The organism is Methanosarcina sp. MSH10X1, assembly GCF_004099695.1.
Classification (GTDB): domain Archaea; phylum Halobacteriota; class Methanosarcinia; order Methanosarcinales; family Methanosarcinaceae; genus Methanosarcina.
Genome location: NZ_SCHL01000015.1, coordinates 1 through 20927, shown reverse-complemented (window position 1 = coordinate 20927; position 20927 = coordinate 1). Strand labels below are relative to the sequence as shown.

Below are 20927 nucleotides of genomic sequence, written 5' to 3'. Positions count from 1 at the left end.
CGTTACATAATCATCTGTTATAGCAGTATTTTTATATCTGTTTTTAATTTGCAAACTGCGGTTTAATTAACATAATTAAACTTCAGGCTTCCTTCTCCACAGGAAATCCTCATTACTCACGCATTATGTCCATTAAAATTCGTAAATTCTTAAAAAGAGCCGGCAGGTTTCTCCTTTTTTCCTGCCGGATTCGCACACCCTGTCAGGCTGTCCTGATTACATTCCAAAGGCTGTCTGTGCGATTGTATTTTCTATCTCGTTTCTCAGTTCTTCCGGAATTCCTCTTATTCCCACGTCCAGGAACCCGCGCACTATCAAGCCCACGGCTTCGTCCTCAGTAAGGCCTCTTGCCATCAGGTATTCCACCTGGTCTTTAGCAATTTTTCCCACTGCAGCCTCATGAGTAAGTTCGACATCATCTACATTTGCCTCAAGGATGGGAATTGCAAGCTGGCTTCCTTTGTCGGTAAGGACAAGCCCTTTACATTCAAGATGCCCTTTTGCTCCTTTTGCATTGCCTATCATTTCCCCTCTTGCAACTATTCTTCCCCCGATTGTGATAGTCCTTGAGATGAGTTCGGCTTTCGTACCGGGCGCATTGAAAATAGCCCGGCTTCCAAGATCCAGTTCAGAGCCTGGATGGGCAATCGCTATAGTATTGAGCCTGGTCACTGCTCCTTTTCCTTCGAGCTTGACAGTCGGGTAGGTCTGGACGGAACGGACCGGTTTCAGACAGATGTAGTTGCTTACGTAGGTCCCTCCCTCTTCTACATGGATGACTGTCCTTGGCCTGACCCCTATCTGCTCAGCCCAGTTATGGATCATTGTAAAATTCAGAGTTGCGCCTTTCTTTACGTACATCTCGGAAATTCCCAGGTGCAAGCCTTCTTCCACTTCTTTTTTAGCCGTACAGCCTGTAATTATGTCAAGGCTGGCTCCCTCTTCTACTATCACGATGTTGTGCACGGTCTGGAAGACCCTATCCCTGCCAAGGAGAAGGCAGGTCTGTACCGGGAGGGCTGATTTCTTACCCGCAGGCACCCGGACAAAGTATCCATCCGCGTCTTCAAGGTAAGTTTTTGCCGTATATTTGTCGGTATCGACAGCCACAAGTTTCCAGGAGTAGTCTTTGAGCCACTCGTATTTTTGCAGGGCTTTCCGGGTGGACATGAGTTCTACATTTTTGTCTTTCAGGGAGGAATGCGAAACTGTGTTATCAAGTACCAGCAGACTGCCAGATCGGCCTTCTTCGCTGGGCACCACTCCTACCTGGAGCAGGGTTCTTTTGCTTTCCTCGTCAAGGGTCTGGAGGTCTTCTATAGGCTTGCTAATTCTGGAACCTTCCTCAAATCTCTCCAGTTCAAAATCCTCTCCAAAGGTTGCCTTCTTCCCGGCTGCACTTTCAGCTCTTTTTTTCAGGTTCACTTCATCAGCTTGCATTCCAAACACTCCTCATAACCTTTGCTCTTTATCTCTTCCAGCATTTTCAGAGGATTTCCTGAACATTTGATTGTTCCATTACAAAGAATATATCCCCTGTCTGCGGTTACGTAATCAAGAACCTGACCGGTGTGCGTGATTATTAAGGCTGATTTTCCCCTTATGCAGCTTTCACCGGGACATGCTATGCCTTCCTCAAGTAAGCCTTTTATTGTCAGTCCAACCTGCTCTATGCTTACAAGGTCTACTCCCGATTCGGGTTCATCCAGAAGATAAAGGGCCGGATTCTGGGCTGCAAGTTGCAGAAGCTCGGAACGTTTGATTTCTCCTCCGGAAAAGCCCACATTTACATCCCTATCCAGGAAACGGTTCATATTCAGGTTTTCGGCAAGAGCCTCAGGATCTTTCTTTCCTTTCGATACCACTTTTATAAGATCTCTAAGCCTAATCCCGGACATGTCAGGCGGGCGTTGCATCATAATTCCCAGTCCCCTGCGAGCTCTTTCATCCACTGGAAGGCTGGTAATATCTTCCCCATTAAAGAGAATTCTGCCTTTTACAACTTTATACTCGCTAAAACCCATAATTGTTCTCATCAGTGCCGATTTCCCGGCTCCGTTTGGTCCGAAAAGCACATTGGTATATCCTTTCTTGACTTCGAGGTTTACGTCGTGAAGTAAAGTTTTTCCATCCACCTCTACAGTCAGATCCTCTATTTCCAGCATCGACATTTCTCCCTTTATTTCATTTTTGATACGGTTCCCCTCTACTTTTTGCCCGTCATCGGGAAAATTTAACAAAAAACGTCTTCTCCAAAGTGAATTCAATATGGCATGAGAACAACGAAAATTGGAGTACGGCATCTTTGCCTGACTCCCGTTATTCTGACCAAATCTTTTATTCTTTTTAGAGGACATTATATTTCTAACTATACATTCTCTGTAAATTTTATGTATACTAAAATAAAGCCCTAAAACTCAGAATTCTTTAAAAGACTCGGTTTTAAATTCAGGATTAAAAATGAGAATTGCAAAAATAAAACTCTCTAATTTTTGATTTTTAGAGCAAACAATCCTGTTAACAGGATAATTCTGCAGTAAAAATTAATTTACTCAAGATCCAGGCACAGGCCGACTTCAATCTCTACGAACTTTTCCGGGAAGAGCTCTTTTATCTTTTCCCTGTGAGCGGTACAATGCCCTGCTGCTATGAGATCCATCTCTTTCAACCTTTCAAACTCCTCGCTATCATGAAGCCCTCCGAGAAGTCCTTTTATCTCCCCGTAGCGGCTGGCACTATCAAGAATTGCAGCAAGCCCGGGGTGAGCGCAGCCTGTAAGTACATAGCACCCGTTTCCTGTATTCAGAACCAGCGCCTGCTCCTTTATTTTGTCTCCGAGTTCTCCTGTACTTCTTATTCCCGGAGAGATTTCGACAGACTCTCTTATTTCAATAAGAGTAGCTCTTTTCCTGATTTCTTTTTTCAGGTTCTCCGAAAAAGAGGCAGGGACATAAACCTTAATCCCGGGGTTTGCCTGAAGAATCTCAGGGAGACCGCCTATATGGTCCCAGTGCTGGTGGGAAACAATTAATCTTCTGATACCGGAAGAATCAATATTGAGCTTCTTCATATTTTCCAGAAGGAGCTGTCCATCCCATCCGGTGTCGAAAAGGAGGGTTTCGAAGTTTGTTTCAATAAAAGCTGCAAAACCCCAGCTTCCTGTAAAATCCTTACTGGCTTTATTGTCGTAAACAATGGTAAGCCTGAACATTGATCCCTTCAGATTTCCGTCATTGTTTTATATTCCATAACAGTAGAGACAGGATTCGTCTTGATTTTAATTCCCGTTTCTTCAAGGGCGCAGATACCATTAATCCCTCCTACTATCGAGATGCCGAACTTTCCGGTTTCAACAGGCGCTCCATACAGAGTTTCATCAACCTCTCCCGGAGGGAAGCAACCTGCAAGGCCGGCTTTTTCTGCGTTTTTGATAACTTCCATTGCCCTGTCATACGCCGAGGAATTGATCTGCCGCATATTGGCAAGGATTCTTCCTTCCCCTTTCTCAAGCACTTCAAGGACAGAAGTAGTCCTTCTGCTCATGAAAATCTGTATGGGGTCGATTGAGGTTCCGCTGTAGGAAATCAAATCTAAAAACCGCCCAGGCTTACTATTTTCTATCTGGAATATCCCGCCGTAGGCAGGTTCCACAGGAATTCCTGCTTTAAGAAGGAGTCCATCAAAAGCAACACTACACACTGTAGCTATTCCGATTTTTCCAGGGGGCAGAGAAACCAGTTCCTCATCCTCTTCAATTATCCTTACTCTGGGACTTATCATATACCCTTTGTGTGCAGTATATGAGATCACGTCAATAACAGCCTCTAAGTCGTCCTTGTCAAAGTACGAAATGTTTACAGGTACTACCCCGTCATTGGTTTCGGGATTATATGTGGTTCTGTACGCCATTTCTTCTATTCGGGAAATTACAAAACCAAAACGGTCGGCAATGAGAGCATCACTCATCTCTCTTTCTCCCAGTTCGGTAAGAGTACGCCCTGCGTACCCGTGTTTGCGTGTAAACCCTCTTTCATCCAGGATCCTTAGATGGTAGCGGACAGCCCGCTCTCCTATATCATAGCCCCGGTTATTAAGTTCGTCAGCTATTGCCCGGGCGCCTATAGGTTTGTCACTTTCGTGAATCACCCTCATAATTTCAATGAGTTTTCGCTCAATTTGCGGATCCATCATATTTAACACCGTTATACTTTAGATAAAAATGAATTCATGTAAATGTGATAAAATTCTAAAGTCTTTAGTCAATCCCTGGGCACAGCCTGTTCTCTTTAAGCTTGCCGAAAACGGATTCAATTCTTATTTAAATTCAATTATAGTAAATCTTTTCGTAGTTAATATATTTTTGTCTAAGCATAGTTGCGGCTCTGTAACCCGAGTTCCGCTTCGGGAGCATGGGTCCGTTTCGTTCACTTCGTTCAAGCGGGATAATTTATAGATAGTGCCCGAATTTTGTCTCGGGAGAAGGGTACCCTTTTCATAAGCCTTTTATAAAAATCCTTGACCGCAAGCCTTTTTTAAAAAGGCTTGAGCGAAAACTTTTTCAAAAAAAGTTTTATCAAAAACGCATGCTTTATCTACCGGTGTAACCGGAGCGTGATCGACCGGCAAAACGCAAGCCTTTTCAAAAAAGGCTTGAGCGAAAAAATCCCCACGTAACGGCGTGATAAACCGGCGCAACGCAAACTTTTTTTGAAAAAGTTTGATCAAAAAAACTCATGCTTTATCTATACTGGTGTAATCGGAGCGTGATCGACCGGCGCAACGGTCGCGGGTCAACGGTTTCGGGTCAACGGTTTCGGGTCAACGGTTTCGGGTCAACGGTTTCGCTCAGGGGGCTAATTTAAAAATATAATCTTCTCACGTCTTCCTTGCTGACTATTATTTATGGGCTCTGGATTTGTACTGCTAGGCAAATTATGCCGAGGCTGTATGATTCATACAATTTTTATAATGCCGGGTCGGGGGGAGTAGAGTTCTCCGGTTTCGAGGAGGGTTTTGAGGATTGATTCGAATTTCTCCTGAGACATTCCTTTTTCGAGGGCTTTCTGTCGGAGTTCTTCTTTTTCGATTTTCCCACCTGCGGTTTTCAGGATTTCGAGGAGGATTATCTCAGGATCTTTTTTGGGGATGAGGCGGCTGGAAGAGTCTTTTTCCGGGAGTTTAAACACTTTTGCCTGAGTTTCGGTTTCTAAATCAGAGGATTCAGAATCTCTGGAGGTAGAGGGTAATGAAAATGTTTCATCCCCTTTTCCGGAGATTTCGGCTTGCAGGCGGGTTCGAAAAAGTACGGCGTCTTCAAGTTCTTCTGATGAATGGAATACCCTCAGTTTTCGGGTTTCGAGGAGGGCTCCGCAGTGCTGGCATTTCAGGGTTTTTTTTCCGGTTTCTGTAATCTGGGAGTGCTGCCGGCATTTAGGGCATACAATTACTGCATAACGGACATTTTTGCGCTTTTCTCCAAATTCCAGTTCAAGTCACCTTCCATATCTTCTCTGTCTTTTCTGGAAATCTCTCATCACTCTAAGCAGGTCTAGCCTTCGTACGTCTTTCCAGTTGACATCTGTAAAATACAGCTCCGAGTAGACTGACTGCCAGACAAGGAAGTCCGAAAGTTTTTGTCCTCCCGAACGGATCATGATATCAGGCTCGTGTTTAACAAGAAGGTGGGATTCGAGCATTTTTTCATCCACTTCCTCAGGCCTGACAGTCCCGGCCTTAACTTCGCCAAGGATACTCAGTAAAGCTCTGGTAATTTCATTTCTTCCTCCGAATCCCAGTGATACATAGACAAAAAAATCCCTTCCGGGCGCAGTGCTATTTACTTCTCCATCAACGCCATGAATTCTATAACCCGTGCCTTCAGGAAGATCCGAAAAGCCCTCTTCCAGCCTGGCTTTGAGTGTTGACGCGATTTCAGTTTTCAAAGCCGACTCAGTTTTCAGTATGTCTACGTAGATACTCACAAGCTCGACCCTGAATTTTCTAAAAATACTAAGTGCGGATAAGAGTTTCTCCAGTCCTTTTGGGTCAAAAAGGTCAGTTTCCTTGAGTATAATTGCCACATGCCTGGGGGTACTTGAAGGCGTTCTGGTTATTTGCCAGGCTAGAAGTCTTTCATATAACGGATATGCAAAAGAAAATAAATCCATCTGGAAAATATCCTCCTGACAAGCTAAAACAATCCACTATATCATCTTTTCCTTTATTATATAGGTATCAGGCTTTTTCCCAGATGACAGGCTTTAAAGTTTATTTACTTTGCAGTGGATACGATCTTGATCACGTCCCCATTCTTCAGTTCATGCTTTTCCCCAAGCCTCAGTCTTGTCCTTGCATCCACTGAATACAGGAATCGGTCCCCGATTTCGGTATGTATCTGGTAAGCAAGGTCATGACAGGTGGAACCCCTTTTCATCAGGTAGGCATCAGGGAGCATATTTCCTACTTTATCGGACCATTTGCCTTCATCCTCTACGGGATATACAACAATGAGATCGAGAAGCTCAAAGACGGTCCTGTTTATACACTCCTGGACACCTGTACTTCCAAGCCGTTCAATCACTTTCTGGATTGCTTCAAGCCCCTTTTTCTGAGCTTTTGTAAGGTCCTCTCCAAGCACTTCGAACCTCTTATCTCCGGGGCTGTATTTGATAAGTCCGCTTTTTGCTGCAGATTTGAGCGCAAGCTCGGCTGCTGCACTTGCAGGCACTACTATTCTATCAAGGTCTTTAAGCCTGTCCAGGTTTTCTCTTGGGGCGATATCAGCCTTATTCGCGGCGATAAGCAGAGGCTTGCTGATTTCTCGCATTTTATCGCAGAGCCGGATCATATCTTCTTCGCTCCATTTAACATGGTCCAGTCTTGCCAGCCCTGTTTCAATCAAAGCTGCGCTTACATGGGATTCTTTTATCCCTGCTCCGGCAAGTTGTTCTGCAATTACGACTTCTAGCTTGAGTCCTTCGGCCTGAATCTTTCTGGCAAGTTTGACCCAGTTCCTCTCCAGAATCCCGTAAAGCCACATCGTAATCTCCCTGTTCAGAAAAGTCACATCTTCAAGGGGGTTGTGGTCGCCGATATCTACAGGATTGCCCTCGGCGTCGGTCCCGCCTGAGGCGTCTACTACATGGATAATTGCCTGAGCCTGCCTGAGTTCATCCAGGAAAGTATTTCCAAGTCCTCTCCCTTTGTATGCATCAGGGACAAGTCCGGCAACATCAATTATATCAATCGGGACGAGCCGGATTCCGTCCATACACTTTCCACATCTTTTTTCCTTCTCTTTGCAGGGGCATTCGACCCGCACATAGGTAACTCCATGATTGGCACTGATAGTTGTGAAAGGATAATTTGCAATTTCAACGTCTGCAAGCGTAGCAGCTTTGAAAAAAGTGGATTTTCCCGCATTGGGTTTTCCTGCAAGTCCTATGGTCATCGACATAAATTATAAAAACGAACTTGTTGCATTTAATCTTTATTGATAGTGATGCCGGGGAAGCAGGATTCTTTTCTCTGAACTTTCAGGAAGGTCAGAACTGCAAAATTGGAGTTGAGCCTGTGCTTGAGGAATAAAGTTTATATCCTTGAATGTGCTTATCAGTGTTGCTCGCTTGCGTCCCGATAGGGTAGTGGATATCCTTGAGGCCTGCGGAGCCTTAGACCTGAGTTCAAGTCTCAGTCGGGACGTAAATTTTATTTCATCCTTTTCTTTCACATAATTTCATTTTGTTCTCGTTTAATTCCGTTTTTTGTTCAATTTCATCTTTGTCTTACCCTCTGCGTTTTCAGGATACCGATTTTTTACTCCCTTCTATCTATCTGTTTCCTATGTATGGTTTGTTATTATCTCTTTCTTCCGTTCCTGTTTTTACTTCTTCCTCCACGGAAAGCCATTTTATTTTTTTGCGTTTATCCAGGTTACATCAAAAAGATAATTAATATGAGCTGAATTTATAGTATAAAGGTAAAAATTGGGATAGTTATGAAAGGGAAAATTCTGATTTTACTCGTTATGTTTGTATTTCTACTTGCCTCAGGTTGTGCTGAGGAAGACAACACATCTGTACCTGATGATTCCGATATTCCTGTACCTGAAGCCGATGAAGATGCACAGCCCGAAGAGAGCGCATCTTTAAAATCCGGAAAAGAGCACATCATTCGGCTTGAGAACTACGGAGTTATAAGGCCTGCGGAGCTGAATATTTCAAAAGGGGATACTATCTCCTGGCGGAGCGACAAAAAACAGGGTAATTATGTGCTTGTAAGTGAGGACGGGCTGTTCCCGGACGAAAAACTTTCGTACAAGGTGTCTTTCACGTACACTTTTAATGAAGCAGGAACCTATAGTTTTATTGTAAAAGACATTCCTGAAATGAATGCTACGATACGGGTGAACTAAATCTCATATTTTATCCGGTGTTCCGGTTTACCAGACTTCTTTCTGGCAGAAGGACATGGCTGGTCGAACCCGGGTTTTTACTTTTTGTTCCGAACTGGTTCACTGTTGAGGTTCAGGGTCGGAAAATTCTTCAGACTCTGGTGATGGGTCTTGCTATTCCTTTATAATGATCGAAAAGCTCTTTTCCCCATTTGAGTGCGCTTTCATCAAAACTCACCAGGTTGTGGTTATAATAAATTCCGCTGTTACAGAAGAGAGAAAGCGCCATGAACTTTTCCGTAACTATGCTTGAGGCAATTTTCATATTGTTATTGTTGCAGACATAAAGTCTGGTATATTTAAGGTTCAGGAAATGCTCAAGTTCCCTCTTGTAATCGTTAAGCATTCTATCATACACATATTCTGTAAATACCAGAGTTATATCCGTACCTTTTGCTGCAAGTTCTATGCACAGGGATGGATAGATAGGCAGGAAAAAGGACGATGAGATCATCACTTTCTCGGACTCGGAAAGATGTTTTACAACCTCTTTGGGATATTCGAATACATGGTTCCGGTCAGGATTTACTTCAATATAATCTCCAAGCTTTCCTATCTCGTCCAGAAATTCAGGAGGAATTGATGTCATATCCTGGTTTATCCAGTAATCGTGGTTTTTATCAAAAACACTAAAAGTCTCCAGAATTGTCTTCATCTTCGGAACCAGAATTTCTCCGATACTGGAAAGTTTATAGAGCCTGTTGCTCTCAACTATAAGATCCTGTTTCATCAGTATCTTTATCTGGGTCATTATGGGGCTCGAGCGAACATCAAGTATATTTTTGATTTCTTCGATGTTCTTGGGTCCATCCAGAAGCAGTAGAAGTAGGTTTTTCCTTTTTTCTGAAAGAAAGAGAACATCCAGTAATGATGACTCCATCTAATTCCCTCTCTTAGGTCTCATCCTATTATATCTGACATTGTATATATCTCTATACCAGAAGACTCTGAACTTCCTGTACCTTTATCCTCCGCCATTATTAATTTTGATGGGATAAAGGACCTTTGGGGTCTACGTTTGGGATATAAACAAAATTTACCATTTTTTATACAACAGGTTAACACTATAATAATATATAATTATTTTTCACTACTTTCCTGTATGTCCCTTAACACTTTATTATACAGTTCTTCAGAGCGGTTACCTGTTTATCGGAACGGTATTATCTTTCAAAGTAGCTGGGGTTGTCTACATCTTCTTTCTGTATCATATCTTATTTACCAGTCTGGAAAGCCTCTTGAAATAATCAAACAACTCCTGGCCCCATAGAAGGGCACTGGGTTCGGAGCTCAGAATGAACTGCTGGTCGAATTTCCCTTTTTTATCAAAAAGCCCCAGCAGCATTATCCTCTCTGTTACAGTAATCTCAGTAAGCTTAATTCCCTCTTTGGAAACATACAGGCTTACATTATCCATACCCATTAATTCATTTATCATATTTGAGTGCTCGTTTGAAAGATGGTCCCAGACCGACTGGGTAAAATTCAGGGAAAGTTCGGCATCTTTCCTGCCGAGTTCGACATACAGCGGAAGATAGGCAGGGTTGAAATAAGAAGCAAAAGTCGAAGCCTGTTTTGCGTTGCTCATGCTGTCAATAATTTTCGGAGAAGGCTCATATATATGGTTAAGGTCGGGCTCTATAAGGGTCCAATTTCCGAGTTCGGATATGCGTTCCAGCAGGTGGCGCGGGATTGAGTTCAGGTCGTGACCTGTCCAGTAAGAGTTGTTTTTCTCCACTACCTCAAGAGCACTTATAAGCGGCTTTATTTTTTTGATTAGGAATTCTCCCAGGACTGTTAGTTTATACATCCTGTCTTCCTGGACAATAAGATCGTTATCTATCAGCTTCTTTATCTGGGGAAGGATTGAGGTGGCTGTAACATCAAGTGCGTTCCTGATCTCATCAATATTTTTCGAGCCGCTATCCAGCAAAAGAAGAAGGTTTTTTCTCTTATCGGAGCGGAAAACAAGATCAATAAGTGAGGAATCCATGTTCTCTTACTTCCTGTTATTCAGTGACTTGCAGTTGTAGCCGATCCTTCTTTCCGGCAGACTGGTTCCTTGGTTGTTCATCTTCAAATTGAGCATTTCTCCGGCTTTTTTAAATTAGCTTTTTACGTGTAAATAATTATTATTTTAATTAGTTGAAATCCCGGGGGTACAGATCCCTACAAAAACCATCTTCGTCTCCATAGGTGTCTGTTTCCAGCCAGGGGGAGAAAGATATTCCACGCTTGAGTTTATCTTTATTGAATCTTCCGGAAGACCGAAATCTTTCATTGACTCCAGAATGAGTTCTTCACCCGTTTTATGGGAATATTCTACTGCCGTGCAATATTGCTCAAATTTCTTCCTTCCTGCGGGAGTAAATACCAGGAAATTCTGGTCAGGGTTTTCCATTGAAGACGGCCTGATAATTATCTCAATTCTTTTAATTCCTTTTCCTACGAGCGCTCCAACTGCATTACCTACCCTTGCCTGTTCGGGGACTATAATCTCTGCATCAATGAGAGCCTTAATCTCCTCATAATAAGCCTTTACAGGGCCTCCGAGCAGGACTATAGGAATATTTAACTTGTACTGGACAGGCATTTCTTCCTCCAGCAGTTTTTTTATTCCCTCTCTTCCCCTGCCTTCCATAATAAAGGACATCAGGCTGTAAACCATATTTTTTGCAACCTGTTGCTTTATTTTTTTGCAAAAGGCGTGAACTCCCATTTGAGTAAAACGCGAAAGCTTTTTGGCTCCTATCTGGGCTGCTTCCACGTCCCATTCCGTGTATTCCCCAAGCACATGCAGCACATCGGTAGGCGTGAAACCTATAGCCTGGATCGCTCGCTGCTGGATCAGTGAATCAAGCACTGCTGGAGACGGGAAACGCTTCATTTTATTCAGGATCTCGTGAATTGAAAGAGGCTCGTCTTTTATAAACTCAAGTAATTTTTTCTCGCTTTCTGTGGGATTAATAGGATCTGCCCCAGTACTTACAAAGAATTTTGTGGGCTGAATATGCTCATTGAGCATTGTTCTCAAGGGTATGGGGTTTTTTTCCAGTTTTTCTTTGAAGCCCGGGTACTTTACGGCAGCAAAGCAAAGGGGCATAACTCTTCTCGGGCCTATTCTGACGCATTTCTTAAACCAGACATGGCTGTCTCCTCCATTTGCCGAACTCTCCATTCTGATTGCTTTTACGCGGGTTTGCCAGCCCCCAACAATTGCTCCTTTCTCACAAAGCTCCGGAACTCCCTTTTTCATTATGGAAATATCCGTGCTCGTCCCTCCCACATCGATAACGGCACAGGTATCCAGTCCTGAAAGGTGAGAAGCTCCCATAATACTTGCTGCAGGGCCTGAAAATATAGTTTCAATGGGGCGCAGTTTTGCACCTTTTATATCTATAACCGAGCCGTCGCATTTCAGCATAAGAACTTTCGCATCAAGATTTCTTTCCTTTACTTCAGCCATAATGGAATGGATAAACTGACATGTTATCGGAATTAGCTGCGCGTTTAAGACAGCTGTAGCTGCCCGTTCGTACACTCCAAGCTCCTGGGAGAGTTCGTGACCGCAAACCACAGGATGACCTGTCAATTTAAGGATAGTTTGCTTAATTTTAAGTTCATGTTCTGGATTTCTTGTGCTGAAGTACGAGGATACCGCAAATGCAGAAACTCTTTTTTTGAGACTTATTGCAAACTGTTCTACGGCAGTAAGGTCCAGAGGTTGAAGCTCATCTCCATTGCTATCGTGTCCCCCTCTTACAGTAGTACAGTAATCTGCGGGAAGTTCCTTTGGGAAGGTATAATCCCCTACAAGAATAAGACCAACAGGATATCCTGTTCCTTCTAGAATGGTATTTGTCGATAGGGTTGTAGAAACCGACACCATTTTTACTTTGCTGAGATATTCCGGATTCAGTTTGTCAATTGCATTTCGAATCCCTACCATAAGGTTCGGATAGGTAGTAAGTGCTTTGCTTGTGTCAACGATACTACTGTCCAAATCTCTTAAAATTACAGTATCGGTGTAAGTTCCGCCTGCGTCAATACCCAGACTATATTGCATGTCAAAACAGCCCCATTTTTACTCTATGTTACTCAATTCAGGTCCTTTTTTAGCTGTATACATCTTTTTCATCCGGATTTGCAAAATTATTCCTCAAGATATATATCCCTGTTTATAATATCCGGCTATTCATTCCCTGATCTCTGTTTCTATTCTTTCAGGGCGTACTCGTAGTTTTAGGGATTCCTATCCCTACGAAAACAAGATTTGTTTCCAGGGGCACATCAGTCCAGCCGCTTGGTGCCAGGTGTCTCCTGCTCACGTCTATTTTTATATTCTCCTTTTGAAGCCCTGCGCCTACCATATAATCCATAACAAGCTGCTTTCCGAGCTTTTCCGCATATTCAACGGCTTCACTATAAACTTCAAATTTCTTTCTCTCGGAAGGAGAAAAGACAATGAACTCGTTTTTCGTCTCGTACTGCAAAATCTCCTCTGCAGGACACTTCTCGTGTGCCTCGTAATCCATGCTTTCAGTTTCAGCCTCACGGGATATGGGGATAACTTTCGTTTTTATAAGAATTTCTACTCTTTTAATTCCTTTTCCAACAAGGGCTCCGACAGCATTGCCTACCTCGGCGTGTTCGGGAACTATGATATCAGCATTAATCAGGCTTTTCAAATTCTCAACATATGCCTTTACAGGTCCTCCAAGAAGTACTACAGGAATTTCTACCCTGAAGCGGGTAAAGTTCTTTCCCATAAGAACCCTATCAATCTCGTTTCTTGGCATTCCTTCAATAAGGTATGCAATAAGATCCTCGGCAATATTACGCGCAACCCTGCGTTTTGTTTCAGCACTAAAAGCCTCAGGACTATGTTTCAGTATTCTACCAAGCATGGAAGCTCCGATTTTTGCGGCTTCCACGTCCCATTCGGTGTATTCTCCAAGCACATGAAGGGCATCGGTAGGAGTAAACCCTATTGCCTGGATCAACCTCTTCTGGATTAATGAGTCCAGCATCGACGGAGAAGGGCGTTTTTTCAGGGCTACGAGCAGGTCTCCGAAGGAAACAGGCTCTTTTCCTATATGCCTGTAAATCTCACGCTCTCCTGCCCTCAACTCAATAGGCCTGAAGCCGGTTCTGACATAAAACTTCGTTACCTGTATGCTCTCGCAAAGATATCCTTTTGCAACCCTGTTATGTTTCAATTTTTCCCTGAACTCGGGGTATATAACCGAAGCCCGGCAGAGCGGGATCACCCTCCGGGGACCAATATGGATTCTGTCGCCTTTTACCCATACATGGCTGTCCCCGCCGGTTGCTGACGTTTCCATACGTATCGCTTTTACGCGAGTTTGCCAGCCCCCAACAACGGCACCAGAATTGCTGAGCTGCGGAAGCCCATTTACCATCATAGCTACGTCTGTGCTCGTACCGCCGACATCAATCATAGCACAGGTATTGAACCTGGTCAGATGAGATGCACCCACAAGGCTTGCGGCAGGACCTGAGAATATGGTCTCAATGGGTTTTTCCAGGGCTTCTTCTATTCCCACCACTGACCCGTCGCATTTCAACATCAGCATATTCGCATTTATACTTCTGATTTCAAATTCCTTGACTATTGCCTGGATAAACTTGTGAGTAATAGGAATTAGCTGGGCGTTAAGAAATGCCGTTATAGCCCTTTCATAGGCTCCAAGATCCTGGGAAAGTTCGTGTCCGCAAACCACAGGATGTCCTGTAAGCTCCTTTACGGCCTTTTTGACAGCAAGCTCATGTTCAGGGTTGCGGTTGCTAAAGTACGAAGAAACTGCAAAAGCCGAAACTTTTTCTTTTACCCGGAGAGCAAATTCTTCTACAGAGTTGAGGTCAAGAGCCTTCAGTTCTTCACCGTCACTGTTATGCCCTCCTGAGACCGCGATCCAGTAATCCGTAGGAAGCTTCTCAGGAATTACGTAGTCCCCTACCATGATCAGCCCTACCGGAAAGCCGGTACTTTCCAGGATGGTGTTTGTAGATAGAGTTGTAGATACGGACACCAGTTTAACATCTTTAAGATATTCAGGGCTCAATAAGTCAATAGCATTTTTCATCCCAGGGAGAGGATCTGGATAGGTAGTCAGTGCTTTACTGGATTCAACCACAGCTCCGTCCGAATCCCTTACGATAACGGCATCAGTATAAGTGCCCCCTGCATCGATTCCAAGACTGAAGTGCATTTTCAACCTCTTTTACAAATTATATAAATTCCCAAGGTTTGAGATCATGTTAAATTAGGATGTAATGTTAAATCAGGATGTAATGTTAAATTAGGATGTAATGTTAAATTAGGATGTAATGTTAAATTAGAATATAATGTTAAATTAGGATACTCAATATCTCTAGTAATTTATAAAATTCAGATCTTTCTATTCCAGCCGATTTAGACCTGTTATTATACGTAAAGTCTGGATAGCTGTTAAACCTTATAGTAGCTAAATGTATAGTTGCAAGGCTTAAAAGCGATATATTGACTGTATAATGAATCTTTGACTTTTCATCTGGGTTTCACATCATTATTGCCATATTATTATTTTATTTTTTCTATATTTTTATATATTTTTATCCTGTAACTATAAGGTTACTTTTTCCCTCTCTTTTTTCAGAAGATGCTTGCGACAGGAAAACCAGGGAGTTTTACATACTTATTGACAAATTCGGGAAAAGAGCGAAACGCATCGGCAAGAAGCAAAGTACCGTTTGCCGGAAGCCTGGCGATCAGTTTGAAAAGAGTGGATACGCAACTCAAAATAAGTCCTGTATAGGATACATTCAAGGTTTCTTTAAAATTTTTATCCGCTTGCATTCGAAGCTCACCGTTATCAGTTTTGCAATTTTTCCTTCGTAAGCGGACCTCTTCTTCCAGGTAATGAAAACAAAAGACAATTTCTTTAAAAATTGAACAGGCCCTCGAGCACCTGTATTTTTTTAACGCGGTCTAATAAAGGAGTTTAACCATTCAAACTGTATTATTTGGGAGGACTGGAAAACACAGATTTGAAATCTGTGCTTGCCTGATGGCTCAATTTGGATTGCTTCTTCGGTTTCTTCCTGCAATTTTTGTGGGTTTCATATAGATCTCGAGGTTGGCGCAGGTTTTTCCCTCAGATGTTAAGGGTCTTACTAATTAAATGCTGACTACTTACCTTAGAGTGGGATTACGGTTTTTCCATGAATTTCATTCATTACCATGCCTACAGCTATATATAAGGCCCCAAGGCCCATAACAAGTCCTACATAACCAGCCACTACAAGCAACCCTGCACTTCCGGTTGCGTTTACAACAGCCAGTAACATAAACAATAAGAATAACGTAAGAAATACAAACTGAAGGGCACGGATTCCTATTTTCATAGTAACTAATAGCATAACAAAGGTATAGACACCCCAGATAAAGAGATACGCGGCCATAGCAGTTCCGGATGAAGCTTCAGCCCAGCCGATTGCAGGCATAATAAGCAGTCCGGCCAGCGAGAACCAGAATAGGCCGAAAGCTGAGAATGCAGTCCCTGCAAAGATATCTCCTTTTTTCCAGGACATAATTCCTGCAAACACCTGGGCAAATCCACCCAGAAATATTGCCATGGAGACAATCATCGATTCTACAGGATATACCCCTATGTAGCTCAAACTCAACAGGACTGCGGCAAGGCCAAGGCCGGTAAAACCAAGGGGGGCAGCGTTTGCAGTCTTGTCAACTATTATGGTAGCAGTTCCTACGTTTTCGCTCATTGTTTCACCTAACAAAGCCATTTTTCTGAAAAATCGAAAAAAAAGAAGTTTAGGGCTTAAAGCCCGTAGTTTTCTGGTTTGAAAACTGCAACTTCCTGTTTGAACTTGGTCAGGTTGTCGCTCATGAACTTGTCAGCATCATCGGTAAGGGCTTCAAGGTCAGCCTTAACCTTTGCAAGAGCATTGGTTTCGAACCTTGTGAGTCTGAGCTTGCCGGAGTTGGCTCCTTCCTCGATAATGTTGCAGCATTCAATTGCAGCGTTCTTTGATCTGAGGTAGTTGTTTTCTCCATCCTTTGCGATTGCCTGTCCGATCTTGTAGGCGTTATCGTAGGCAAGCACATAGCCCTGTGGGTCTCTGTATTTGTCAGAAAGCACAAGAATGTCCCTGAGATCCTTTGCCTTTCCGGTCTTAAGGGCAACGTTCATCATGGAACAGTCGTATGCCAGGGTCTCGGACCAGCACTGCACAGTTGTACCGCCGAATTCACCGTGGTATTCAACGGATTCATTGGACCACAGGTCACAGCACTGCATGACCAGGTTACCCATGAGGTCGGAGTGGGCACAGGTTGAGGTCTTACCTTCCTGAGTAATCGGAACACCTGCTATGGATTTTATGATGGTGTTTTCATAACCGCAGTCCTTTCCGGGTCCTACCGCACCGGCTTCGTATGCACAGAGGGATCTTGCTGCCGAGATTGCCCTTGCAACGATTGCAGTTGTGTGAGCAAGGTTCTTGTCAAGCAGACCGCCTGCAATGAACATTGCAGTGTTTGCCTGGGCACAGTCGGTGTCACCAGCTGAGACAGTGCCGGTCTTCTTTGCAATATCAGAAATGTCCTTCCAGACCATTTCCATGTCCATGCTGCCGAGAACACCGATACCGAAGAGGATACCTGCAGTGTCATTTCTCAGAATAGAGTAGTCGAAGACTTCCTTACCACCCATGCTCTCAACAGAAAGCAGGTCTGCACCGTTCTTTGCAACTTCCTCAAAAGCTTCAATAAAGGTGCTGTACTTGTCTCCCCTGAGCTGGAGGTAGTCACGGTCTTCACGGATGTCGCCGATTGTGTGGCGGAGTGCGCACTTTATGCCGTATTCATCGTGGTATTCTTCCATGATGGTCTTCTGGGCGTGTGCAACAGCGCCTCCCCATTCAGGGTTATTGGACATCTGCTGAACGTGTTCAGTTTCAAGCACCACAGAGGGAGCTCCGATCTGAACCATCCTTGCCATAATGTCGGTGGTGATCCTTTCATACTCTTTTATGAGCTTTTCTTTGGATGCACCGGCTCCAGGTCTTGGGGCATAGTTAACTTCGGGTGATGTATATCCTCCACCGATCTCAAGGCCGAGCCCTGCCTTTACAGGGAACTTTGACTGCCCGAAAATCAGGTCATCTGCATTAGCGTAAGCCATTGATGTGTATTTTTTTACCATTTTTGCTCCCTCCTCAGTGTTTGTGGAATTCCTCTCTTAATGCTGTGATATCTGTAGTACCTGCAACGATTGCATCAGCAATCTTGGGGGCGTCTGCAGCCTCTTCACCATAGACTCCAAGTTCATACTGAGACACGAAGTCCTGGTTCACAGCGCCGCCACCGCATGCGAATGGAATCTTTATTCCCTTTTCAAGGAGCTTGTCGTTAACTTCCTTGAATGCATACATTGTGGTGGTCATGAGGGCAGTACCTGTGAGCATCATTGGCTTCTCTTTTTCCACTGCAGCGATTACTTCGTCTACAGGAACGTCTCTTCCGAGGTCAATTACTTCGTAGCCGTTTGCTCTCAGGAGGGCAGCAACAATGTTCTTTCCGATGTCATGGACGTCACCTTCTGCAACGTGGCAGACAACCCTGCCCTTTGGCTCAGGGACTTCGGTGGTCTGGGACTTGCAAAAGTCGATACCTGCAAGCATTGCGTCTGCGGACATCATAACGTTCGGGAGGAAAATGATACCATCATCGTAGAGCTGGGTTACAACACCCATGCCTACCATCAGGGCATCGTCGATAAGGTCGATTGGCTTCTTGCCTGCATCGATTGCGGCCTGGAGTGCGTCAACCACGTCATCCTCTTCTCCCTCGTAGATTGCTTTTGCAACCGGGTAGATGAGTTCATCCTTGGGGTAAAGCTCTTCTGCAGCTTCGTCAGGTGTCATTTCCTTTTCGAGGGCGACGTTGTAACGTACTAATATACCGTCGATGTCTTCCAGTTTCAAATCCAACATATTTTAACCTCCATTTAACAAAAAGGTCTCGGATTGCTCAGATCGTTGACCCTGCAAGTTCTATCTCCTCAAAGTTTTCAAGCCTTTTTTGCCTGACACTTCTTGAATACAATGTAAGGAATTCGAAACCTCCAAGATCGAATTCCTTACATTGGGGGTTTTGGATAACCTTGTGGTGGTGTACTGGTTATTCAGTGGGCTGAATCTCAATCCTTCTCTCTTTTTAAAGCTCTTTTTCAAGGGCTTTTGAGATACCAGGGTCAGGGATCTCCTATCTCCTGTTTCCTGGTTCTGAAGGATCTTATTTTCCAGTGACTCTAATAGGTGTACTCCCTTTAGTATTCAGGGATGCACTTGCAGATCACAGTTAGATTTAATTGCATATACCTTCACCGATGATAATTTTTGAATCGCTATAATTTTATAATTCTCTTTTCAATTTTCTCTGCGAATGATTTTATAAAAAAGAAGTGTTTTTTTGACCCTATTGATCTAAACAAAGAGGTCAAAATTTATAGGGCAATTATTCCCATTTCAAGGAAATTTCTGATTGCAGAGGGCGAAGATATGGAGGTTTTATTTTAAGTGCTGGAGGTTATCAAGTGGATTTGTCTTTTACGGGAGGTTTGAGGCAGGCATAATAAGGTATTCAATGTATATTTTTGAAAGCACACAAGTCAAGTTAATATCCTCTTCAGTTTTCCACAGAAATGTCCTGATGTTTAAATTTCTGTGGAAAATGCGTTAGAACTTCCGAGATTCGGATCTTTTATTTCTCATGGAGTGTAATAGGGTTTGATTTTTTGCCTTTTTCCAATCCTTTTTTGAACAGAGGTGAACTATTTACCTGGCAGGTTATTCTGTCTCTGTCTTTAATTTCTTCCTGAGCAGGCTTCTTCCGGTCTATGTGAAATTCTACAGCTAACCCGGAGCCAGGTTCTTCCTAAAGGCTGAAAGAGTACTTTACCTCTTTATCTGAGGGGTCATCCTTCGGGCAAGGGCCGATGAGCATTTTATGGTATATAAGATTTTTGCGTGTCAGATTGCGGCTGTCCTCAACCGGAAACTTGCTTCTTCCAGTGTTGTCCAGCTTAAGAGTCCACTGTTAACCTGTTATGCCCTGGACGGTTATTTCCGACTTTTTGAAAGAAAGCATCCTGTCTTCAAGCTGTCTTCTTATTGCCACGTCCACAGCTTCAATAAGCTCTGCCTGGGGCACAGAGGTTACAGCAGAAAGCACTTTTATTCTTGATCGTTCGTTTTTTTCTTTTTTGAGAATTTCTATCTCCGGGATTCTATGGGCTGAGGTCACACTTCCCTTTACGAAATTTCCCTTATGAGCAAATGAAAGCTTTATATGCCCTGTGAATTCGGAGTTCAGCTCCTTTACTCGATTTTTTATATTATTTAAAATCTGTTCCGAAACCGAAATAGCGGTCTCAAGAGGAATCTCCTGTGAAATTATCTCAAACTCTGATGAATATGCCGAAACTCCGGACATTTGGACTGAATTGTCCCTGGATTCAGGAATTTCTTTTCTGTCGGTTGTTTTTGTCCTGCCTGTTTCATCCAGCAGTTTGAGCAATTTGTCAAAATTTTCTCCTCCAAGCCGAGCCGAAAAATGGACCATTCTTGCTTTCGGGTTCAACTTACGCAGGAAGAGGCAGATTTCCAGGAGTTCTTCACAGTTTATGAGTTCGACTTTATTGATGCCCAGAAGCTCAGCATCGCTGATCTGGTTTTTCATGAAATTCTGCAGTTCGCCTTTGTCCTGGCTCAGGCGGCCGGCATCCACAAGATTCACTATAGGGGCAAAGCTTATTTCCGGAATTCCCATGTTCTCGATATTTCTCTTTATCTGATCCGGGAAAGCTATTCCTGTGGGCTCGATTATAAGAGTGTCCGGACTGTAAGAAGCAATGAGGCTTCTCAGGGTGTGTTCCATGCTTATCCTCAGGGCACAGCAGATGCAGCCGCTTGCGATTTCCCGGACTTCAATCTCACCTTCCGAGATCGTACCTCCGTCAATCCCGATTTCTCCTATCTCATTAACGATAACTGCCGTTCTCTGACCCTGTTTCCCCAGGTGTTCTACAAGTTTTCTTACCATAGTGGTTTTCCCGCTTCCCAGGAATCCCCCTATTAATATACATCTCATACCTTTACACCTTCCATTAATTAAGCAAAAATCTGAAGCTCTCTCCGGATAATGACAATGCCTCATGAGGGTTCAAAACTAGAGGTATTTCTACCGGCCAGCTTATTTTTTCGGTATAATTTCATCTATCCTTAGCACGTTTCTTGCAGTTTCCGTGCCCGCGATTATTGCAAGTTTTTTAACTGCTGCCGAATCATATACCTCTGGTCCTTTTCCGGTAACCTTTCCTGAGATGGATATCCTGGCTTCGATTCCTCTTGAATATGCATTTCTCATCTGCACCAGGGCATCGACTGAGTT

18 protein-coding genes, 1 tRNA gene and 2 pseudogenes are annotated in these 20927 nt (G+C 43.5%); 2 read left to right on the top strand and 19 right to left on the bottom strand.

Going from position 1 to position 20927, the window contains the following annotated elements; all coding sequences use genetic code 11:
* Window positions 1–216 precede the first annotated feature (216 nt).
* From EQO05_RS11350 to EQO05_RS11315, 9 genes and pseudogenes are all read right to left on the bottom strand, one after another.
* The gene (locus EQO05_RS11350) at window positions 217–1440 is read right to left on the bottom strand and encodes a SufD family Fe-S cluster assembly protein (RefSeq protein WP_128506598.1); all 1224 of its coding nucleotides are present in this window, start codon (window positions 1438–1440) and stop codon (window positions 217–219) included.
* Window positions 1422–2165, bottom strand: a complete 744-nt coding sequence (locus EQO05_RS11345) for an ABC transporter ATP-binding protein (RefSeq protein WP_128506596.1) — start codon at window positions 2163–2165, stop codon at window positions 1422–1424. Before EQO05_RS11345 ends, EQO05_RS11350 begins: the two co-directional genes overlap by 19 nt.
* Before the next feature lie 383 nt (window positions 2166–2548).
* Entirely contained in the window at window positions 2549–3211 is a 663-nt protein-coding gene (locus EQO05_RS11340) for an MBL fold metallo-hydrolase (RefSeq protein ID WP_128506595.1), read from the bottom strand.
* An 8-nt stretch (window positions 3212–3219) separates the two neighbouring features.
* Complete coding sequence (locus EQO05_RS11335; RefSeq protein WP_128506593.1) at window positions 3220–4191, bottom strand: DUF128 domain-containing protein; 972 nt, start codon at window positions 4189–4191, stop codon at window positions 3220–3222.
* Between the two features lie 312 nt (window positions 4192–4503).
* Window positions 4504–4725, bottom strand: a complete 222-nt coding sequence (locus EQO05_RS11330; protein WP_128506591.1) for a hypothetical protein — start codon at window positions 4723–4725, stop codon at window positions 4504–4506.
* A gap of 227 nt (window positions 4726–4952) precedes the next feature.
* Window positions 4953–5186 (bottom strand): hypothetical protein, encoded by a 234-nt coding sequence (locus EQO05_RS15995; protein ID WP_240664604.1) that lies wholly within the window; start codon window positions 5184–5186, stop codon window positions 4953–4955.
* A 105-nt stretch (window positions 5187–5291) separates the two neighbouring features.
* Window positions 5292–5444 (bottom strand): annotated as a pseudogene (locus tag EQO05_RS16250) (DUF5817 domain-containing protein); the annotation flags it as partial.
* A gap of 48 nt (window positions 5445–5492) precedes the next feature.
* Window positions 5493–6167 carry an undecaprenyl diphosphate synthase family protein gene (locus EQO05_RS11320; protein ID WP_128506587.1) on the bottom strand — a complete coding sequence of 225 codons (675 nt, stop codon included), beginning with the start codon at window positions 6165–6167 and terminating at the stop codon, window positions 5493–5495.
* A 104-nt stretch (window positions 6168–6271) separates the two neighbouring features.
* Complete coding sequence (locus EQO05_RS11315) at window positions 6272–7456, bottom strand: redox-regulated ATPase YchF (RefSeq protein ID WP_128506585.1); 1185 nt, start codon at window positions 7454–7456, stop codon at window positions 6272–6274.
* Between the two features lie 173 nt (window positions 7457–7629).
* On the opposite strand from EQO05_RS11315, the gene EQO05_RS11310 reads away from it, so the two are divergent.
* Window positions 7630–7701: transfer RNA gene (locus EQO05_RS11310), tRNA-Arg, on the top strand.
* A gap of 295 nt (window positions 7702–7996) precedes the next feature.
* Window positions 7997–8413, top strand: coding sequence for a cell surface lipoprotein (locus tag EQO05_RS11305; protein ID WP_128506583.1), 417 nt, complete (start codon window positions 7997–7999; stop codon window positions 8411–8413).
* Between the two features lie 130 nt (window positions 8414–8543).
* Here the strand turns inward: EQO05_RS11305 and EQO05_RS11300 are convergent, their stop codons facing one another.
* The 10 genes and pseudogenes from EQO05_RS11300 to EQO05_RS11250 form a co-directional block, all read right to left on the bottom strand.
* Entirely contained in the window at window positions 8544–9332 is a 789-nt protein-coding gene (locus tag EQO05_RS11300) for a winged helix-turn-helix domain-containing protein (RefSeq protein WP_128506581.1), read from the bottom strand.
* A 327-nt stretch (window positions 9333–9659) separates the two neighbouring features.
* Window positions 9660–10445, bottom strand: a complete 786-nt coding sequence (locus tag EQO05_RS11295) for a winged helix-turn-helix domain-containing protein (protein ID WP_128506579.1) — start codon at window positions 10443–10445, stop codon at window positions 9660–9662.
* Between the two features lie 144 nt (window positions 10446–10589).
* Window positions 10590–12518 carry a hydantoinase/oxoprolinase N-terminal domain-containing protein gene (locus tag EQO05_RS11290; protein WP_128506577.1) on the bottom strand — a complete coding sequence of 643 codons (1929 nt, stop codon included), beginning with the start codon at window positions 12516–12518 and terminating at the stop codon, window positions 10590–10592.
* Between the two features lie 157 nt (window positions 12519–12675).
* Window positions 12676–14685 carry a hydantoinase/oxoprolinase family protein gene (locus EQO05_RS11285; RefSeq protein WP_128506575.1) on the bottom strand — a complete coding sequence of 670 codons (2010 nt, stop codon included), beginning with the start codon at window positions 14683–14685 and terminating at the stop codon, window positions 12676–12678.
* Window positions 14686–15107: 422 nt separating this feature from the next.
* A complete protein-coding gene (locus tag EQO05_RS11275) occupies window positions 15108–15311 on the bottom strand; it encodes a hypothetical protein (protein ID WP_128506574.1) in 204 nt (67 codons plus the stop codon).
* Window positions 15312–15652: 341 nt separating this feature from the next.
* Window positions 15653–16237, bottom strand: a complete 585-nt coding sequence (locus EQO05_RS11270; protein ID WP_128506572.1) for an acetate uptake transporter — start codon at window positions 16235–16237, stop codon at window positions 15653–15655.
* Window positions 16238–16293: 56 nt separating this feature from the next.
* Window positions 16294–17679: a methanol--corrinoid protein co-methyltransferase MtaB gene (gene mtaB, locus EQO05_RS11265; RefSeq protein WP_128506570.1), complete on the bottom strand. Its 1386-nt coding sequence runs from the start codon at window positions 17677–17679 to the stop codon at window positions 16294–16296.
* 13 nt (window positions 17680–17692) lie between these two features.
* Window positions 17693–18469: a methanol--corrinoid protein MtaC gene (gene mtaC, locus EQO05_RS11260; protein ID WP_128506568.1), complete on the bottom strand. Its 777-nt coding sequence runs from the start codon at window positions 18467–18469 to the stop codon at window positions 17693–17695.
* Between the two features lie 1105 nt (window positions 18470–19574).
* The gene (locus EQO05_RS11255; protein WP_128506566.1) at window positions 19575–20627 is read right to left on the bottom strand and encodes a GTP-binding protein; all 1053 of its coding nucleotides are present in this window, start codon (window positions 20625–20627) and stop codon (window positions 19575–19577) included.
* A gap of 102 nt (window positions 20628–20729) precedes the next feature.
* Window positions 20730–20927 (bottom strand): annotated as a pseudogene (locus tag EQO05_RS11250) (TCP-1/cpn60 chaperonin family protein); the annotation flags it as partial.

Bases quoted from the DNA above. Each gene is read 5' to 3' on its own strand.
- EQO05_RS11345 (WP_128506596.1), bottom strand. From the start codon at position 2,165: ATGCTGGAAATAGAGGATCTGACTGTAGAGGTGGATGGAAAAACTTTA.
- EQO05_RS11255 (WP_128506566.1), bottom strand. From the start codon at position 20,627: ATGAGATGTATATTAATAGGGGGATTCCTGGGAAGCGGGAAAACCACT.
- EQO05_RS11340 (WP_128506595.1), bottom strand. From the start codon at position 3,211: ATGTTCAGGCTTACCATTGTTTACGACAATAAAGCCAGTAAGGATTTT.
- EQO05_RS11300 (WP_128506581.1), bottom strand. From the start codon at position 9,332: ATGGAGTCATCATTACTGGATGTTCTCTTTCTTTCAGAAAAAAGGAAA.
- EQO05_RS11275 (WP_128506574.1), bottom strand. From the start codon at position 15,311: ATGCAAGCGGATAAAAATTTTAAAGAAACCTTGAATGTATCCTATACA.
- EQO05_RS11290 (WP_128506577.1), bottom strand. From the start codon at position 12,518: ATGCAATATAGTCTGGGTATTGACGCAGGCGGAACTTACACCGATACT.
- mtaC (WP_128506568.1), bottom strand. From the start codon at position 18,469: ATGTTGGATTTGAAACTGGAAGACATCGACGGTATATTAGTACGTTAC.
- EQO05_RS11305 (WP_128506583.1), top strand. From the start codon at position 7,997: ATGAAAGGGAAAATTCTGATTTTACTCGTTATGTTTGTATTTCTACTT.
- EQO05_RS11335 (WP_128506593.1), bottom strand. From the start codon at position 4,191: ATGATGGATCCGCAAATTGAGCGAAAACTCATTGAAATTATGAGGGTG.
- EQO05_RS11285 (WP_128506575.1), bottom strand. From the start codon at position 14,685: ATGCACTTCAGTCTTGGAATCGATGCAGGGGGCACTTATACTGATGCC.
- EQO05_RS11350 (WP_128506598.1), bottom strand. From the start codon at position 1,440: ATGCAAGCTGATGAAGTGAACCTGAAAAAAAGAGCTGAAAGTGCAGCC.
- EQO05_RS11315 (WP_128506585.1), bottom strand. From the start codon at position 7,456: ATGTCGATGACCATAGGACTTGCAGGAAAACCCAATGCGGGAAAATCC.
- EQO05_RS11320 (WP_128506587.1), bottom strand. From the start codon at position 6,167: ATGGATTTATTTTCTTTTGCATATCCGTTATATGAAAGACTTCTAGCC.
- EQO05_RS11295 (WP_128506579.1), bottom strand. From the start codon at position 10,445: ATGGATTCCTCACTTATTGATCTTGTTTTCCGCTCCGATAAGAGAAAA.
- EQO05_RS11270 (WP_128506572.1), bottom strand. From the start codon at position 16,237: ATGAGCGAAAACGTAGGAACTGCTACCATAATAGTTGACAAGACTGCA.
- mtaB (WP_128506570.1), bottom strand. From the start codon at position 17,679: ATGGTAAAAAAATACACATCAATGGCTTACGCTAATGCAGATGACCTG.